16 protein-coding genes are annotated in these 16717 nt (G+C 65.0%); 15 read left to right on the top strand and 1 reads right to left on the bottom strand.

Annotated features, from left to right (window positions below):
• Positions 1-56 precede the first annotated feature (56 nt).
• The 7 genes from BLW05_RS31745 to BLW05_RS36200 all read left to right on the top strand — a co-directional run bounded on the left by BLW05_RS31745 (position 57) and on the right by BLW05_RS36200 (position 7932).
• On the top strand, positions 57-1055 hold the full coding sequence (locus BLW05_RS31745; RefSeq protein ID WP_093168300.1) for an IS1595 family transposase: 999 nt from the start codon (positions 57-59) through the stop codon (positions 1053-1055).
• A gap of 74 nt (positions 1056-1129) precedes the next feature.
• The gene (locus tag BLW05_RS31750; RefSeq protein WP_093168302.1) at positions 1130-4312 is read left to right on the top strand and encodes an error-prone DNA polymerase; all 3183 of its coding nucleotides are present in this window, start codon (positions 1130-1132) and stop codon (positions 4310-4312) included.
• 331 nt (positions 4313-4643) lie between these two features.
• Complete coding sequence (locus BLW05_RS31755; protein ID WP_093168304.1) at positions 4644-5699, top strand: DNA-binding protein; 1056 nt, start codon at positions 4644-4646, stop codon at positions 5697-5699.
• Between the two features lie 101 nt (positions 5700-5800).
• A complete protein-coding gene (locus BLW05_RS36195; RefSeq protein ID WP_177142895.1) occupies positions 5801-5965 on the top strand; it encodes a DUF6693 family protein in 165 nt (54 codons plus the stop codon).
• A 364-nt stretch (positions 5966-6329) separates the two neighbouring features.
• The gene (locus tag BLW05_RS31760) at positions 6330-6656 is read left to right on the top strand and encodes a hypothetical protein (RefSeq protein ID WP_093168306.1); all 327 of its coding nucleotides are present in this window, start codon (positions 6330-6332) and stop codon (positions 6654-6656) included.
• A 75-nt stretch (positions 6657-6731) separates the two neighbouring features.
• Positions 6732-7490 (top strand): hypothetical protein, encoded by a 759-nt coding sequence (locus BLW05_RS31765; protein WP_093168308.1) that lies wholly within the window; start codon positions 6732-6734, stop codon positions 7488-7490.
• Between the two features lie 277 nt (positions 7491-7767).
• Positions 7768-7932 (top strand): hypothetical protein, encoded by a 165-nt coding sequence (locus BLW05_RS36200; protein ID WP_177142896.1) that lies wholly within the window; start codon positions 7768-7770, stop codon positions 7930-7932.
• An 81-nt stretch (positions 7933-8013) separates the two neighbouring features.
• Here the strand turns inward: BLW05_RS36200 and BLW05_RS31770 are convergent, their stop codons facing one another.
• Positions 8014-9636, bottom strand: coding sequence for an IclR family transcriptional regulator domain-containing protein (locus BLW05_RS31770; protein ID WP_093168310.1), 1623 nt, complete (start codon positions 9634-9636; stop codon positions 8014-8016).
• A gap of 148 nt (positions 9637-9784) precedes the next feature.
• Here BLW05_RS31770 and BLW05_RS31775 point away from each other — a divergent pair, with 148 nt between their 5' ends.
• Genes BLW05_RS31775 through BLW05_RS31810 form a run of 8 tightly spaced genes read left to right on the top strand, consistent with a single transcriptional unit; the run spans position 9785 to position 16614 of the window.
• Positions 9785-10588, top strand: a complete 804-nt coding sequence (locus tag BLW05_RS31775) for an RraA family protein (RefSeq protein WP_256330585.1) — start codon at positions 9785-9787, stop codon at positions 10586-10588.
• Positions 10589-10602: 14 nt separating this feature from the next.
• Positions 10603-11052, top strand: coding sequence for a nuclear transport factor 2 family protein (locus tag BLW05_RS31780; RefSeq protein ID WP_093168312.1), 450 nt, complete (start codon positions 10603-10605; stop codon positions 11050-11052).
• Positions 11053-11055: 3 nt separating this feature from the next.
• A complete protein-coding gene (locus BLW05_RS31785; RefSeq protein WP_093168314.1) occupies positions 11056-12474 on the top strand; it encodes an aldehyde dehydrogenase (NADP(+)) in 1419 nt (472 codons plus the stop codon).
• Positions 12468-12764, top strand: coding sequence for a Dabb family protein (locus tag BLW05_RS31790; RefSeq protein WP_093168316.1), 297 nt, complete (start codon positions 12468-12470; stop codon positions 12762-12764). Before BLW05_RS31785 ends, BLW05_RS31790 begins: the two co-directional genes overlap by 7 nt.
• A 34-nt stretch (positions 12765-12798) precedes the next feature.
• The gene (locus tag BLW05_RS31795) at positions 12799-13842 is read left to right on the top strand and encodes an NAD-dependent epimerase/dehydratase family protein (RefSeq protein WP_177142897.1); all 1044 of its coding nucleotides are present in this window, start codon (positions 12799-12801) and stop codon (positions 13840-13842) included.
• Positions 13839-14903, top strand: a complete 1065-nt coding sequence (locus BLW05_RS31800; RefSeq protein ID WP_093168320.1) for an Ldh family oxidoreductase — start codon at positions 13839-13841, stop codon at positions 14901-14903. The genes BLW05_RS31795 and BLW05_RS31800 overlap by 4 nt, the downstream gene beginning before the upstream one ends.
• A gap of 52 nt (positions 14904-14955) precedes the next feature.
• A complete protein-coding gene (locus BLW05_RS31805; protein ID WP_093168322.1) occupies positions 14956-15783 on the top strand; it encodes a transporter substrate-binding domain-containing protein in 828 nt (275 codons plus the stop codon).
• A gap of 15 nt (positions 15784-15798) precedes the next feature.
• Complete coding sequence (locus tag BLW05_RS31810) at positions 15799-16614, top strand: transporter substrate-binding domain-containing protein (RefSeq protein ID WP_256330586.1); 816 nt, start codon at positions 15799-15801, stop codon at positions 16612-16614.
• Positions 16615-16717: the final 103 nt, after the last annotated feature.

A 16717-nucleotide genomic window follows, 5' to 3' on the forward strand; every position in this document is an offset into this window, starting at 1 on the left:
TAACTGGTTTTATGTACGGGGTATCCATTTAGCTCCAGTTGAACTAGCATCACTGGATGGACATCCATATGTTAATCCCCAAGGCGGGAGAGGACTACCCCGTGAACTGGAACCAGTTCCTGGACTGGTTCGCCACCGAAGAGGCCTGTCTTGGCTACCTGGAGCGGCTGCGCTGGCCGCAAGGTTTCGTGTGTCCGCGCTGCGGGGTGGCCGCTGAGCCCTATCGCTCCAGCCGCGCTCGGCTGATGTGCAGAAGCTGCTCGACCCAGAGCACGGTGACCGCGGGCACCATCTTCGAGAAGACCCGCACGCCGCTGCGGGTGTGGCTAGCCGCCGCCTGGTACGTCACCAACCAGAAGCATGGCGTCAGTGCGCTCGGACTGCAGCGCGTGCTCGGCCTGGGCAGCTACCAAACGGCTTGGACGATGCTGCACCGTCTGCGCCGGGCGATGGTGCGCCCCGAGCGCGAACGGCTCGGCGGCATCGTGGAGGTCGACGAGATGTATCTTTCGATCACCGATCGCGAGCAGCCTGTCGCCCGCGGGCGGGGCAAGGGTCGAACAAGTCAGACGCATCAGATACCCGTGGCGATCGCCGTAGAGCTGCATGAGCCCAAGGGCTTCGGCCGACTGCGGCTCGAGCGCATCCTTCGTGGCTCGACCGAGCAGGTCATCCCCTTCGTGCTGGCCAACATCGAGCTTGGCTCACAGGTGCGTACCGACGGCTCGGCCGTCTACCGCGATCTCGAGGATCTGGGCTATTTGCACCAGCGCACCGTTCACACGGGCTCCGACGTTCCCGCGCACGTCTCCATGGTCGGCGTTCACCGCGTGGCCGCGCTGGTCAAGCGCTGGGTGCTCGGCACGCACCAAGGCGCCGTGCAACCAGCGCATCTGGATGCCTATCTCGACGAATTCGTCTTTCGCTTCAATCGCCGCGCCTCGCGCTCGCGAGGGCTTCTGTTCTACCGCTTGTTGGAGCAGGCCGTCGTCACAGATCCGCTGACCTATCGCGATGTCGTGGACAACATCCCCAAATCCGCAGAAGTGGCGTAGATTACTGGATGTACATCCATATACCTCCGTTCGCTGGAGCTAAATGGATACCCCGTTTTTATGTACAGTATTCAATGGATGAGCCACCCCCGTTCGCCGAGCTGCACTGCCGCTCGAACTTCACCTTTCTGGTCGGAGCCTCCAGCCCCGAGGAACTGGTGGAGCGGGCCGCGGCCAAGCTCTATTCGGCGCTGGCGCTCACCGACGAATGCTCGGTCTCGGGCGTCGTGCGCGGGCACCTTGCCGCGCGCGATGCGGGCCTGCATTTCATCTGCGGTAGCGAGATCCTGCTGACCACCCAGCGCGGCCGCGCGCACGCGCGTGTCGTGTTCCTCGCCCAGAACAAGCTCGGGTGGGCCAATCTTTGCGAGTGCATCACGCTTGCGCGCCGGCGCGCCGCGAAGGGGAGCTACAGCGCGCTCGTCACCGACGTCGAGGGCAAGAACATCCAGGCGCCGCAGCTGGCGGGCATGCCCGGGTGCCTGGTCCTCCTGCTGCCCGAAGACGACGCGACCGTCGAATCCCTCTTCGCGCAGGCCATGTGGTGCAAGACCTGGTTTCCGGAGCGCGCGTGGATCGTGGCGACCAGTCCGCTGCTGCTGGATGACGACATCAGGATCTGCACGGCCATTCAGGTGGCTGAGCGAACGAAGCTGCCGATCGTGGCGAGCTCGGGCCCGATCATGCACACGCGCAAGCGCAAGCCGGTTCAGGACGTGCTGACCGCGGTGCGGATCGGAACGACCGTGGCCGAGGCGGGTTTCGCGTTGCGTGCCAACGCAGAAGGCTACCTGCGAGGGCGCGCGATCCTGCCGAAGCTGTTTCCAGCCCAATGGATCGAAGAGAGCGTACGGATCGCGAGCCTGTGCACCTTCTCGCTCGAAGAACTCAAGTACGAATACCCGCGCGAGGTGGTGCCGGCAGGGGAGACGCCCGCATCGCACCTGCGCAAGCTGACCTACGAGGGGGCCGGGCAGCGCTACCCAGGAGGCTTGCCGGCCAAGGTGCGCGCGCAGATCGAATACGAGCTGGCCATCATTGCGCGGCTCGAGTACGAGCCGTACTTCCTCACCGTCGCCGACATCGTGCACTGGGCGCGCAGCCGCAACATCCTGTGTCAGGGCCGCGGCTCGGCGGCCAACAGTGCCGTGTGCTACTGCCTCGGCGTCACCTCGGTCGATCCGGAACGCATGAACGTGCTCTTCGAGCGTTTCATCTCCGAGGAGCGATTGGAGCCGCCCGACATCGACATCGACTTCGAGCACCAGCGGCGCGAGGAGGCGATGCAGTATGTCTACGAGAAGTACGGCCGGCACCGCGCCGCGCTCACCGCGGTGGCGATCACCTACCGGACCAAGTCCGCGCTGCGCGATGTGGGCAAGGCGATGGGGATCCCACTCGACACGATCGAGCGCCTGGCCAAGACCGCCTATGGCACGGATGAAAAATGGATCAGCGAGGCGTGTCTGCTCGAGAACGAGATCGATCCCAACGATTTGAAAGTCATTCAGTGGCTCACGATCGCCGACACGATCCGCGGCTTTCCGCGGCACCTGAGCCAGCATCCGGGCGGCTTCGTGATTGGGCGCGACCGGTTGAGCCGGCTCGTGCCGGTCGAGAACGCCGCCATGGAGAACCGGTCGATCATCCAGTGGGACAAGGACGATCTGGATTCGACGGGTCTCATCAAGGTCGACATCCTGGCGCTCGGGATGCTCACGGCCGTTCATCGTGCGCTCGACCTGGCCGGCGAGAAGGCCGGCGGCCCGCCGATGCGCCTGCAGGACGTGCCCGCGGAAGACCCGGCGACCTACGACATGATCTGCAAGGCGGACACCGTGGGGGTCTTCCAGATCGAGAGCCGCGCGCAGATGAGCATGCTGCCGCGCATGCAGCCCCGGTGCTTCTACGACCTCGTGATCCAGGTCGCGATCGTGCGGCCCGGCCCGATCCAGGGCGGCATGGTGCACCCGTACCTGCGCCGGCGCGCGGGCGAGGAGGCGATCGAGTATCCGAGCGACGAGATTCGCAAGGCCACCGAGCGCACGCTCGGCGTGCCGCTGTTCCAGGAGCAGGTGATGCAGATCGCCATGGCGGCGGCGGATTTCACCGCAGGCGAAGCTGACCAGTTGCGCCGCGCTATGGGCGCCTGGCGCAAGCGTGGCGGGCTCGAAGTCCATCAGCGCAAGCTCATCGAGCGGATGCTCAGGAAAGGCTATAGCGAGGAGTTCGCGCTGAGGATCGCCAAGCAGGTCGAGGGCTTCGGCAGCTACGGGTTTCCGGAATCGCACGCGGCGAGCTTTGCGTTGATCGTCTACGTGAGCTGCTGGCTCAAGCGCCACCATCCCGATGCGATGTTGGCGGCACTCCTGAACAGCCAGCCGATGGGGTTCTATGCACCCGCACAGTTGGTGCGCGATGCGAGGGAGCATGGCGTCGTGGTCCGGCAGGTCGATGTGACCGTGAGCGACTGGGAGACATCATTGGAGGAGCCCGCCCAGGCCGAGGCATCGCCCCGGTGGGATGCGACGTATGAGCAGCCGTTGCGCGCGGTGCGGCTGGGGTTCTCGCGAATCAATGGCATGCGCGAGGAAGCGGTCAAGCGGATCGTGGCGGCGCGATCGCACGGACCCTTTGCAAGCGTGGAGGACCTGGCCATGCGCGCTGAACTCGATGCCCATGACCTCGGGTGTCTCTCTGGAGCGGATGCTTTGCTTGGGTTGGCAGGGAGGCGGCCCGATGCCGTCTGGGCTGCAAGAGGCGTGGACACTCGGCCGACCAAGCTGCTGCGCGAAGCGCGAACGCATGAGGATCCGATCGCGTTTGCGGTCCCGGAGGAGGGCGCGGAGATTGCGGACGACTATGGAACCCTCGGCTTGAGCCTGCGCCGGCATCCGCTTGCGCTGCTGCGGTCGCAGTTGTCAGCAATGGGGATTCAGACCTCCGAGCAACTGCGCAGCAAAGCCCGTGACCGGCAGACGGTGCGCGCGAGCGGCATCGTGACGCACCGGCAGCGCCCGGGCACCGCCAAGGGCGTGATTTTTGCGACGCTCGAGGACGAGACCGGAACCGTGAACATCATCGTGTGGCCGCAGGTGGCCGAAGCGCAGCGCACCGTACTGCTCGGGGCCAAGCTCCTGAGCGTCGAAGGCACCTGGCAGAGCGAGAAGGGCGTCCAGTCGCTCGTGGCCATGAAGCTGGTGGATCACTCCAGGCTGCTCGGAACGCTGCGGGTCGGAAGCCGCGATTTCCGGTGAGCAGCCTTGGGCTTGGCGCACGGCCCGCTCGGGCTTGGCACCCCAACGGGCACGCAGCGCGCCCGGGCTGCGCATTTGCATTGCAAGGATGTGCGCCCAGAAGGTGGCGGCGCCGATCTGGTGGTTCGGCGCAAGGACCCCTCGAATGCGCTGTGAACGGCGACCCGTACGTCCCGTCGCACCCGACCCCTGAGGGACCGCGCCCTGGCCAAAAGTGGACGCGCGGGCGGGCAATTCGTATGCTTTATGCATTGCATGTACGGTATCGCATGCAATTGAGCAGATAGGTGCCGGTAATCCGCGCTTATCGACCCCGAAACGGAGGTGTTCGATGCAACTCCACCCCAATGGCGTCCAGGCGCCCGTTCCAACCCCCAAGCGGCGGGGGCCACGCGGCGTGCAGCTCGAAGAAGTTTGTGAAGCAGCCGATGCGCTGCTCGCGCGAGGGCTGAAACCCACCATCGAGCGCGTGCGCCAGCACCTTGGTGGCGGCTCGCCCAACACCATCAGTCCTTTGCTCGATGACTGGTACGTGGGACTCTCCGCGCGTGTCGCGGGTGTGCCGCTGCCCGCGGAGGACGATCTGCCGACGGATCTGCGCAGCGCCTGGAACCACGCCAAGCACGAGGCGCGCGCCTTTGCGAACGCGGCCTTGCAGGAAGAGCGTGCGGCGCTGCAGCAGGGCAGGGCCCAGCTCGCGTCAGATCAGGAGGCGTTGGCGACGCGAAACGAGGAATGGCTTGGCAGCAAGGCCGCACTCGAGAGGGCGTTGAGCGAAACGCAAGAGGCCTCCGAAGCGCTTCGCGCAGAACTGGCGGTTGTTCAGAGAGAACTCGCCGATCTGCGCGGGCGCACCGGGCAACAGATCGACCAGTTGCGCGGCGAGTTGGCCACGGCCAGCCGCGCCCACGACGCCTTGCGAAATGAGCACGCTCACGCATTGGAGGCGCGAGAGGCGGCCTGGCGCGAAGAGCGCGAGCGCCTGCAGGCGCGCGAGGCGGCGCATGAGAAGCGCTTTCTGGCCGAGGTGGATCGCGCACGCCAAGGCGCAAAGGCCCTTGAGGCGGAGATGGCCAAAGAGAAGAAGCGGCGCGTGCAGTTGGAAGATGCATCGGCGTCAGAGCGGGCGTCCCTGGGCGCTGCGTTGCAGGAGGCGCGGAGCGTGGAGCGTGAGCTGCGAAAGGAGCTGCAGGGGAAGGGCGAGGAGCTTTTGAGAGCGCAGGCGCTTCGTCAGGGACTTGAAGCCAGGCTAGAGGCAGCCGATCAGCAATTGGTTGACGAGAAGGCTGCACACGCGGCCGCGCGAGTGGCGCTCGCGCAAGCCATCGCTGCGGTGGGTCAGAAGGTCGGTAAACGACCACCGAAACGAGGCTCGCGGGCCGATTGACTGCGACCTTGCAGGGCCGAGACGGCGGGCTGTGCGGGCGCACAGGTGTTCGAGGGCTCCAAAGAGAGTCTGGTTTTCTATGTCACGACTAGGAGGTGGCGATGGCGAAGTACAGGCTGGTGAACACGCTCGGTTTTGGCGAGATTTTCGTGCAGGCCCTCATCTGGGTGGTGCTGATCGTGCTGACCTTTGGGATCGCCACGCCGTTCTTTGCGTACTACTTCCTGAAGCTGATCATCAACAGGACAGAAATTCACGAGATGTAGTTTGGTGGCCTGTGGTGATCACTGCACGGGGCACGAAGCTGTAGGAGCGGAACGCACCACCGACCGTCCGGCAGGTCCAGCAAGGGCGACGTCCGTGAACTCCGCATGAAGACTGGCGGCCGCCGGTCGCCCTCGGCCTGTCGAATGTCGGTGGCTGGCGACAGCAGAGTCCGGCCGCGGTACCAGCGCGCATGGATCGAGAGGTAGCTGTATTACCGGCCCAACGGCGGAGCGAGACTACGAAAGCGGCAATAGTTCACAGACTGGGCGTCCGCACCCCTCCCCATAGGAGGGGATGCGTGACCACGAGCCGACCGAAACTACAAGACATGCAATTACCTAGTAGCTACGGGAGGACAGCGCAGTGAGACAGAGACTCAATTTCATTCATGAGCTTCGCGCCAACAGCAACTATCCAACATTCCGCCTTGTGGTGGACCTGGTCTACTGGTTCTCGATCCTTCTTGCCGTGGTCTCGTTTGCCGGCGCGGTGCTGGCTCTGTTTTGGAAGGGCGGTAATGTTGCTTCAGCAATAGGCGCTGTGCTCATGGGTCTCCTCATTCTTCTAAGCGGCCGCGTTGGGAAGGAAGCGGCGATGATGCTCGCTGACCTAAGCGACGCGGCGATTCATTCGGCGCAAAAAACCTGGTACGGCGATGTCGCGCGCGCGCAGGAGCCGAGGCTGCGGTGAGGCGTAGCAATTCCCGGACTCCACAGGCGAAGATTTGCTCACCGTATTGGTGCTGAGGCTCTAAAGGAACCTGCCATGGCCTACCTCATCGCGATCATCTGCATCGTCATCGTCGCGGTCTTCTGGCGAGTGTTCGCCTCGCTCGCCCTGATCGTCGGATTTGTGCTCGTCCTGGTCGCTGGTGGCTTGTTCCTGTACAACAAATATCAGGAGGCCACTGAGCCGGCGCAGTTCTCGCTTTCCTCCTCCGGTATCGGCGTGGCACCCACGCAGCCGTACTTTCGCACTTTCCCCAACATGGCGGCCTGCAAGGCCGAACTCTCGAGGGTGCATTCGCTGGAATTGGCTGCGCCAGCCCCTGCCGGCACGACCGTGAGCGAGCACGGCCCGAGCGAGATTTGGCGGGAATCGACCAGCCAGCGGGAGATCCGCTCCGTGAAGTGCGAGACAAAAACCCAATGGTCGCCGCTCGACACACCAGAGCCCGCGCCCGCACCGAAGCGCGGTGCGTTCGCTGATCTGGTGCCCGGCCCTGCCTATCCGATCGCGGCGACCGAGCCGATACCGAAAGACAAGGTCGTCGTCTTCGTCGCCTACGCCACCGACGGTCATATCTTCTGGACTCGCGACTTCGACGAGTACAGCGCCAGTGGGAGAGCGGCCTTTACGCCCGCCACATGCGCCGCCTTCACCGGGAGCCTCTCCGCTCAAGCGCACGTCGGCATGCGCCTGAACAACGGCTGGAACGAGGGGCCGAACTGGCACACGTCATGCGTCGCCGCCGATCCGGGATCGCCAGAGGCCACCTTCAACAATTATCCCAACCTCAAGTAGTGCGCCGCGCCCTATGCAACAGACGGCAGGAGCGACCGAGGAGACGGCTGTAAAGCCTGCGCGACGTGGTCAAGCAGAAGGTTCCTTGTACGCGACGCCCTAGTACACATGCTCGATGGAAGCAAATCCCACGCCCGCGATCTGTTGCTGTGCAACCCACTGGAGGGCGCGTTCGAGCGTGGCGACCAATCCTTCGTGAGCGGCTGGCCATCCCATCTTGCTTCGCGGTGAGAGTGTCGTGAGGATGGTGCCCACCTCTTGATTTGGTGGGCACTTAATGAATCCCAATTCACAGCAGCTTCGGCGCAGGCACGCCCCGGAGTTCAAGTCGACGGTCATCGTCGAGTGCCAGCAGCCCTGCGTCTCGGTCGCGGCGGTGTCGCTTGCGCATGGGCTGAACGTCAACCTGGTTCGCGCAAGCGGCTTGTCGGCAAGGGCTTGAAGCGCGCGGGCTTGTCGGCGCCACGCGCTGTACGGTCGGTCAGTAGCTTCCGTTCGAGGTCATCGGGAAACCCGATTCGCACTACAGCGTCGCGACCAAGAGGCGGCCGGACTGTGGTGCAGTCGACAAGGTATCGAGCGGGACACTCTGGCGCTGCGTGGTGATCACCAGTTCGCGACAATCTCCTTCGCGTCGAAAAGCCACGTCGGTTGCACAAGGTACCGGCAGGCCGACTACCCGATCCAACTGCCCCTCGAGGGTGAAGCGAACCACTGACCAGCCGTCGCACAGCGCAGTCCATACGCCCCCTTGATCGTCGAACGTGAGGCCGCCGACTCGTCCGGACCCTCGAGGTACGGTCGCCAGTCGCTTTACGCCACCCTGTCCCGGCGTCATCATCAGGATCGTGCCGGAGCTCGGAATGGTGGCGAACACGGCGCCGTCGTCGCCCCAGCAACACATCGCTGCAACCTGTTCGCCGATGCGCCAGAAGATCTTGAGCCGACCATCGGGCATCAACTGTCCGATGGCGGAGCCGGCCTCCGGTAAGCCTATGGCCACCCAGATGGTCCCGTCGACGCCGGCGCATGCGCCGAGGCACTTGCCCTCAGGCCACGGGTATGCCGCGGGCTCCTGTCCCGGTCGAAGCTCAACCGCGCCGGACTCGCAAATGACGGCCAACCCATCGGGGGTACGCACAAGGCCTGTGATCGGTGCCTGCGCCGCATAGACTTCGCGGTCGGTGTGTCCGTCCCAAAGCCGCACGCTGGGTGCGAGGACGTCAGCCCAATAAACGAGCCCGTGTTCCATCACCACCGGGTGTGCGCCATGGAATGCCCACGGCCCGGGGATTGCGCGTACTGTCGATTCGGAATCGTTGCCCGAAAGGGCGGCGGAGGACGAGAGCTGTGCGCCGATGCGCCGCGCCGCCTCCGCCACTTCGGGGCCGAGAAGCTCGAGTCGTTCGCGGGTCAACCGCCATGCCGGACCGGCGACGCTGATCGCGCCGCGCACTTCGCCAGACGAGTCCTTAACCGGCGCGCCGACGCAGCGCACGCCGAGCACGATCTCCTCGTCGTCGATCGCGTAGCCGCGTGCGCGCGCGATGCGCAGCTCTGCGTGCAGCCGGCGGCGGTCCGTGATGGTGAGCGGCGTCAACGGCTTGAGGGTCAACTCGCGCACGATCGCATCGCGCTCCTCGTCTGTCATCGCCGAAAGAATGGCCTTGCCTTGGCTCGTGCAATGCAGCGGCTTTCTTTCGCCGAGTGCAGCGGCCGACCGCTGACTGTGCGCGCCGTCGCATCGCTCGAGGGAGATCACCTCGCGGCCATCGAGCGTTGCAAGGTAGCTGGTCTCGCCGGTCAGGTCGCGCAGCGCACGCAGTTCTGCGGCGGCAGCAGCCACGAGGTCGGGCATCGCATACGCCTGCTTCGCCATCTCGAAGCAGCGAAAGCCCAGGCAGTAGACCTTGCGCAGCGGATCACGTCGGAGCAGTCCTCGGTTGATAAGGGTGGCGAGCAGCCGATAGACCGTTGTACGTGGGAGGTCGAGCCGGTCCGCTACCTCGCTCTGGCTAAGTCCCTGCGGAGAAGAGCCAACCGCATCGAGCACATCGAGCGCCTTCTCGAGCGCGCCGGTGCCGTCGCCCGACTGCGCGCTGCGCGTGGATTTGGGCGCGGGAGGCGCTGTGGATCGGGTTGTCATTTGTTTGTCTCAACTGGTGGTACGCGAAGCCATGACAGGGACGCCGAGTCGGCATCTAGTGATTCTATTTTGGGGACCTCGTCACTAGCATCGATGTCACAGAGACCTCACTTCCGAAGCCCACCGATTCCCATATTTTGAGACAACCATGTCATTCATGACCCCTCCACCCTTGACCGCGATCCCTCAACGTCCCCCGGTGCCTCATGTCTCCGACAGCGTGCTTGACAGGCTCGCCAAAGTGACCAGCGGATCGCTCACGACGCAGCTCTACATCAAGGGCTTCCGCCAGCCCGTCCTGCACGGCCTCACGCCGCTCAATCGCAAGGTGAAGCCATTCGCCGGCCGCGCGTACACGATGCGCTTCATTCCGGCGCGCGAGGATGTCGATCTCTACGAGAACCTCACGACCACCCCGAACGCGGACAACCTGCAGTGGGTCGGCGTCGAGCAGATCGAGCCCGGCCATGTGCTGGTAATCGACAGCAACCGCGACGGCCGTGCCGCCTCGATGGGCAACATGCTCATCACCCGCATGATGATGCGCGGCGCCCGAGCGGTAATCACCGACGGGAGCTTCCGCGACGGCACTGAACTGTCGGAGATGGACTTCCCGGTATGGAGTACCGGCGTCACCGCGACCACACGCCTTTCCTATCACCACGTGGCGGACCTGCAGGTGCCCATCGGGTGCGCGGGCGTTGCGGTCTACCCGGGCGACGTGATCCACGGCGATGGCGACAACATCACCGTCATCCCGGCGCATCTGGCTGAAGAAATGGCCGACCTGTGCGAGCGCCGCGACGACATCGAGGCCTATCTCGCGCTGCGGGTCAAGGCCGGGGAGCCGCTGTGGGGCCTCTATCCGCCGAGCGAGCAGACGCGCGCTGCGCACAAGCAATGGGTGGCCGATGGCCGTCCCCCGATCCACCCCGTTGCGCCCGCGCGCTGAAGCTGGAGGAGAAGATGAACCAGCAGACTCACTCGCCCGAGTTCTACGACGCGCTGATCCGGCGCTACTTCGACGCCTGCAACGCCGCGGACTACCACGCGCTGATGTCGTGCTTCACGCCTGACGCCGTTCACTACTTTCCTTCGGGCCTGCCGGAAGTGCCCTGGCGCAGCGCCGATACCATCAGCCGCAAGTGGATCTGGTGCGTCGAGACGCTGGGCTCGCAGTGGACCATCGACCGCATCCTGATCAGCCACGACAAGCCGGAGGCCATGATCGAGTGGACCCACTGGAAGAACAAAAGCGGCACCGCGCTGCGCGGCGCCGAGTGGTACATCTTCGAAGGCGACCGGATCAAGGAGATCCGCGCCTACTACGCGTCTCCCGCGGATAAAGAGGTGCGCATCAACGAGCTCGAGGGCTTCAACTACGCCGCGCGCGGCTACCACCTGAAGAGCGCCTGAGCGATGTCGCATCTTGTGTCCATCGATGCTGCAGCCCTTGCAGCAGGTCAGGCAGCGGGCGACTTCGCGGCAAGTTCAGCCGCAGCGCGTGCGCGATTGCTGCGTGCGTTGGCTGAAGCGCTCGAAGCCGAGCGCGAATCGCTGGTGCCGCTGGCCGACCAGGAAACCGGACTCGGTCTGCCGCGGCTGAACGGTGAGCTGGATCGAACGGCCTTCCAACTGCGCGGCTTCGCCACCGAACTGGAGCGTGGCGCGGCGCATCGCGTCGAAGACGATCCTGCGGTCGCTGGCGCACCGCCTGCAGGCCGGCCTCGGCTGACGCGGGTGCGCGTGCCGCTCGGGCCGGTCGCGATGTTTGCGGCGAGCAACTTTCCGTTTGCCTTCTCCGTGCTGGGCGGTGATACCGCATCGGCGCTCGCGGCCGGCTGCCCCGTCGTTGTCAAGGCGCACCCAGGCCATCCGATGCTGTCGCGCAAGACGGCGCAAATCGCCCATCGCGTTATCGAGCAGCAAGGTTGGACCGAAGGCGTATTCCAGTTCGTCGACGGCGCTTCGGTCGAGACCGGCGTGCGGCTGGTACAGGCGCCTGCGATTGCCGCAGTGGCCTTTACCGGATCGTTTCGCGGGGGAACCGCGCTTGCCGATGTCGCATCACGGCGTCCGCGCCCGATCCCGTTCTTCGGTGAACTGGGATCGATCAATCCGGTGATCGTCCTGCCAGCTATGCTGCAACGCGGTGTGGAAGCACCAGCCGCCGCGCTCGCTCAATCCATCTGCCAGGGCAGCGGGCAGTTCTGCACCAGCCCCGGGGTCATCGTCGTGCCGGTTGGCGACGATGGCGATGCCTTCGTGAGTGCGCTGTCGAAGGCGCTCTCCACGCAGTCGCCGCACGGGATGCTGACAGAAGGCATTCGCAGCGCCTTCGATCGCGGCGTCTCGGCGTGGGCGGAATCGCCCGCGGTGCGCGGGCTGCTCGCGCCGGCACGCCGCGATGCGGTCGCACCCGGCCCGTTCCTCGGCGAGGTCGCGGCGCGTGATTTCATCGCTGATGCGTCCCTGCATGAGGAGGCCTTCGGTCCCGGCGCACTCGTCGTTCGGGTCGCATCAAACAACCAGGCCATCGAAGTGCTGCAAGCCATCGGCGGGTCGCTGACCGTGACGCTGTGGGGTGCGGAAGGCGAGAACGAAGAGGCGAGGGCGCTGGTGCGCGCGGCTTCGCAGATCGCGGGTCGTGTGCTTTTCGCCGGCGTTCCCACCGGCGTGGCCGTGACGGGCGCGCAGCAGCATGGCGGGCCGTATCCGGCCTCGACGCAACCCTGGAGCACTTCCGTGGGCTATGCGGCGATGGATCGCTTCCTGCGGCCGGTGGCCTTGCAGGACGCGCCCGCGTGGCTCCTCGAACGCCAGGGGGTGCCATGCTGAGGCACGTCGTCCTTTTCAGGCGCAAGCCCGACGTCGAGCGCGACAAGGTGCTCGAACGGTCTCTCTTCGCGCGCATGCGCGGGCTCGGTTCACAGATCGCGGCCATCCAATCATGGCGCGTGGCTGCGAACGAGCTCCAGCGTCCCCCGATCACCTGGGACCTGATCCTCGAATCCGAGGTGACCGATGTCGAGGCGCTCGATGCCTACCTCTTCCATCCCCTGCACCAGGCTCTGGTTCAGGACCTGCGCACCTACTACGAGTGGGCCGCAGTGGACTACACGGTCTGATTGCTTCTGTTCGAAATACACAAGGAGTTCTGCAATGCAAGTTTTTGTCTCGGGCGCGACCGGGCGGGTGGGCGGCACTCTGGCCCGCGCGCTGATGGAGCGCGGCTGGAAGGTACGCACCCTGGCCCTGCCCAACGATCGTCAGCTCGAAGCCACGCGCCAGGCCGGCATCGAATGCGTAACCGGCAACCTCGCCGATCTCGCCGCGGTGCGCGAGGCCATGCGCGACTGTGACTCGGTCTTCCACATGGCGGCGGTGATCTCGTTCCAGCCGCAGGCGCGTGACCTCATTTGGGACGCCAACGTGATGGGCACCTATAACGTCCTTCGCGTGGCCGCGGAAATCTCGCAGTCCAAGCCAGTGCGCCTGGTGTTCGCGTCGAGCGACCAGGTCTATCCGACTCGTTTCGCGCGCTATCGCCCGACCGACGAGCTTCATCCGCGCGAGCCCTACACCTTCTATGGATTGAGCAAGGTGATTGGCGAGGACATGGTGAAGTTCTATGGACGGTCCGAGAAGAACCTCTCGACCAGCATCGCGGTGTTCTCGCACATCGAGGCCGCACATGAGCTGATCGATCCCAATGGCGAGTATTCGAGCGCCGCGTTCTACGTCAACGGCCGCGTGCGCAGCCTCAAGGCCGCGAGTACGCATCACGCGGGCGCGACCAGCCAGAATGAACTGCGCGAGATCCTCGACATCCTCGAACCCCTGACCGCAGAAGACGAGCCGCTGCTGCTGGCCTACGACCAACACGGCAAGCCGCACACGCAGGAGCTCGTGGACGTGCGCGACATCGTGGACGGACTGCTGCTGATCCACGACAAATCCGAGGCGATCGGCGAGACCTTCAACCTCGCGCCGGCCACGCCGGTGAGCCTCGCGGAGTTCATTCCGTATCTCGCGAAGGCCACCGGCCGTCGGTATGTGGAAGCGAAAATTCCGGTGGAGCTGGGCCGCACGCACGGAAGCGCTGCCAAGGCGCGCGCATTGCTCGGCTACCAGCCACGCTACAGCCTGTTCGACATGGTCGACGAAGCCGTGGCAGCGAAGCACAAGGAAAAGGCGGCAGCATGAGCCTCTCCGTGCGCCGGTACTCGGTCGAACATCTGCTCGCCGTCGTGCAGCGGCTGTTCGAGCATCGCGGCCTGGAGAAGGGCAAAGCCAGCAGCGTCGCGACCAGCCTCGTTACAGCAGACATGCTCGGCCATTCGACCCACGGCCTCGCGATCGCACCGTGGTACCTCGAAGAGCTGGGCTCTGGCGGTATGCGGGCGGCCGGCGAGGTGCAGGTCATATCCGACCGCGGCGCCTGCCTGGCCTGGGACGGCCAACGGTTGCCGGGCGCGTGGCTCATCGATCAGGCGATCGATGTCGCGCTCGAACGCGTGTCCGCCCACGGCGTGGTGACTTGCACGATTGCGAACGGGCATCACACCGGTGCACTGGCGACCTACTTGCCACGCATCACCCAGCTTGGGTTCATGGCAGTCATCGCCTGCTCGGGGCCGGCATCGCAGGGGGTCGCGCCTTACGGCGGCCTGAAGGGGCTGTTCACGCCGAACCCACTGGCAGCGGGCATCCCTAGCCATGGCGATCCGGTGATGCTGGACATCAGTTGCTCCATCACCACTATCAAGCGCTCGATACAGCTCGCCGAAGCCGGCGAACGCTACCCCGGCCTGTGGGCCATGGATGCGGACGGCCAGCCAACGGACGATCCGCGTGTGCTGCTGGAGCAGGGCGGCAGCCTGCTGCCCGTCGGGGGACTCGATCACGGCCACAAGGGCTACGGCATGGCGCTACTCGTGGAGGCGTTGACGCAAGGCCTTTCAGGCTACGGCCGGCGCGATGCGCCCACAGGCATCGTGATGAACACCTTTCTTCAGATCCTCGACCCCGAGGCTTTCGGCGGCCGGAAGGCCATGCTGGACGAGACCGACTGGCTCGTGCGCGCATGCCATGCGAACACGCCGAGGCCCGGCGTGCAGCAGGTGCGCGTGCCCGGCGATCAGGCGCTGACCCGGGGGCGCGAAGCGACGGCGCAGGGCGTTCCGCTTGCGGACGTCATCGTCGATGCGCTGTCGCCTGCGATGGCGGCGCACGGACTGGATTGGCCCGGGCCGATGCGGCAATAGCGGCAGTCGTAGCAACCCAATCATCAAGACAACCACAGCAGGAGACAACGACATGCAGACCCTTCCACCCGGCGCCATCAGCCGCCGCACCGCCGTTGCCGGCATGGCCGGCTTCATCGCCCTCGCGGCGGCGAGCCCTCCGGCGCTCGCGGACGCGCTCTCCAACATCGACAAGAACGGGAAGATTCGCATCTCGATCGACCCGGCCGCGCCGCCTTACTCGACCAAGGATGCACACCTCGAATATGCGGGCTCCGAAGTGGATGTGGCGCGGCTGCTGGCCAGCGACTGGAAGCTCGAACTGGAGATCGTTCCGACCAACCCGGCGAGCCGCATTCCCTATCTGCTGACAGACAAGACCGATCTCGTGATTTCGACCCTGTCGATCACGCCGGAGCGTGCGAAGGTCATCGACTTCTCGGTGCCTTACTCGGGCATCCAGGTGGTCGTCGGCGCGCCCAAGGCCGTCGCGCTGCGCTCGCTGGAGGACCTGGCGGGCAAGCGGGTCGCTGTGGTGCGCGGCAGCACCAACGACACCGAGCTGACCCGTGCCGCGCCGTCCGGGACGCAGATCGTCCGCTTCGACGACGACGCGACCGCAATCACCGCCATCATCAGCGGGCAGGCGGACTGCTATTGCACCGCGCCGGCCCTGCTCGCGCCAGTGAATCAACGCAAGCCAGAACTCGCAATGGAGCCGAAGGTGGTCGTCAAGACCAACCTCACCGGCATCGGTCTGCACAAGGGCGAGATCCAGCTCAAGTCAAAGCTCGACGACTGGGTGCGCGAGAACCTGCGCAACGGCAAGCTCAATGCCATCTACAAGAAGCATCACGGCGCGGAAATGTCGCCGGAAGTGATGCGCGCCGCAACGGCCTGAAAGCAGGAGAAAGACATGAACAAGCTCTTACTTGCCGCGACGATGAAGCTGGCCGGCGCCGCCCTGGCGTTGGGCCTCACGGGACAGGCCGCCACCGCCCAGACGAACACGCTGGAGCGCATCCGCGCGGAGCGCAAGATCCGCATCGCCATCGACCTGAGTGTGCCCCCGTGGTCCTACAAGGACGACAAGCTGGAGATGAAGGGCTCAGAGGTGGACACCGCCAAGCTGCTCGCCAAGGACCTCGGCGTGGAACTGGAAGTGGTGCCCACCAACAGCGCCAACCGCATTCCGCTCCTGATGACCAACCGCACGGACGTGGTGATCTCCGCGATGACCATCACCCCCGAGCGGCTCAAGACCATCGATTTCTCCAAGCCCTACTCGGGTATCTCCACCTTTGTGGCCGCACCCAAGTCGATGGTGATCAAGACGCCGGCCGACCTGGTGGGCAAGAAGATCGCGGTGACCCGTGGCACCACCAATGACGCCGACGTCACCCGCATGGCGCCGCCCGGTGCGGAGATCGTGCGCTTCGAGGACGAGTCCACCACCATGACCGCGGTGGTGAGCGGCCAGACCGAGGTCACGGCCTTGGCCACGACGCTCATCACCGTCATCAACCAGCGCAGTCCGGGCAAGGATTTGGAGCCCAAGCTGCTGCTGCAGAACTCGCTGTTCGGCGTGGGCATGCGCAAGAACGAGACGGCCCTGAAGGAGTGGGTCAACCAGTGGGTCGAACAACGCCTGAAGAGCGGCGACCTTCAGGCCATCTACAAGAAGCACCAGGGCGCGGACATCCCTGCGGAAGTGTTGAAGTCGGGCACCTGAGTCCCGCCATGCCGCCACGAAAAAGAGGCGCATCCAACGCCTCTTTTTCTTTTGAGTCACGGCGCCGTATGAGGGTGGCAAATGCGAGATGTGCGTACCAGCT

The sequence above is a fragment of the Variovorax sp. YR216 genome (assembly GCF_900107745.1).
Taxonomy (GTDB): domain Bacteria; phylum Pseudomonadota; class Gammaproteobacteria; order Burkholderiales; family Burkholderiaceae_C; genus Variovorax.

Coding starts and splice junctions, on each gene's coding strand:
- BLW05_RS31745 (WP_093168300.1), top strand. CDS start 57: ATGGACATCCATATGTTAATCCCCAAGGCGGGAGAGGACTACCCCGTG.
- BLW05_RS31750 (WP_093168302.1), top strand. CDS start 1,130: ATGGATGAGCCACCCCCGTTCGCCGAGCTGCACTGCCGCTCGAACTTC.
- BLW05_RS31755 (WP_093168304.1), top strand. CDS start 4,644: ATGCAACTCCACCCCAATGGCGTCCAGGCGCCCGTTCCAACCCCCAAG.
- BLW05_RS36195 (WP_177142895.1), top strand. CDS start 5,801: ATGGCGAAGTACAGGCTGGTGAACACGCTCGGTTTTGGCGAGATTTTC.
- BLW05_RS31765 (WP_093168308.1), top strand. CDS start 6,732: ATGGCCTACCTCATCGCGATCATCTGCATCGTCATCGTCGCGGTCTTC.
- BLW05_RS36200 (WP_177142896.1), top strand. CDS start 7,768: ATGAATCCCAATTCACAGCAGCTTCGGCGCAGGCACGCCCCGGAGTTC.
- BLW05_RS31770 (WP_093168310.1), bottom strand. CDS start 9,636: ATGACAACCCGATCCACAGCGCCTCCCGCGCCCAAATCCACGCGCAGC.
- BLW05_RS31775 (WP_256330585.1), top strand. CDS start 9,785: ATGTCATTCATGACCCCTCCACCCTTGACCGCGATCCCTCAACGTCCC.
- BLW05_RS31780 (WP_093168312.1), top strand. CDS start 10,603: ATGAACCAGCAGACTCACTCGCCCGAGTTCTACGACGCGCTGATCCGG.
- BLW05_RS31785 (WP_093168314.1), top strand. CDS start 11,056: ATGTCGCATCTTGTGTCCATCGATGCTGCAGCCCTTGCAGCAGGTCAG.
- BLW05_RS31790 (WP_093168316.1), top strand. CDS start 12,468: ATGCTGAGGCACGTCGTCCTTTTCAGGCGCAAGCCCGACGTCGAGCGC.
- BLW05_RS31795 (WP_177142897.1), top strand. CDS start 12,799: ATGCAAGTTTTTGTCTCGGGCGCGACCGGGCGGGTGGGCGGCACTCTG.
- BLW05_RS31800 (WP_093168320.1), top strand. CDS start 13,839: ATGAGCCTCTCCGTGCGCCGGTACTCGGTCGAACATCTGCTCGCCGTC.
- BLW05_RS31805 (WP_093168322.1), top strand. CDS start 14,956: ATGCAGACCCTTCCACCCGGCGCCATCAGCCGCCGCACCGCCGTTGCC.
- BLW05_RS31810 (WP_256330586.1), top strand. CDS start 15,799: ATGAACAAGCTCTTACTTGCCGCGACGATGAAGCTGGCCGGCGCCGCC.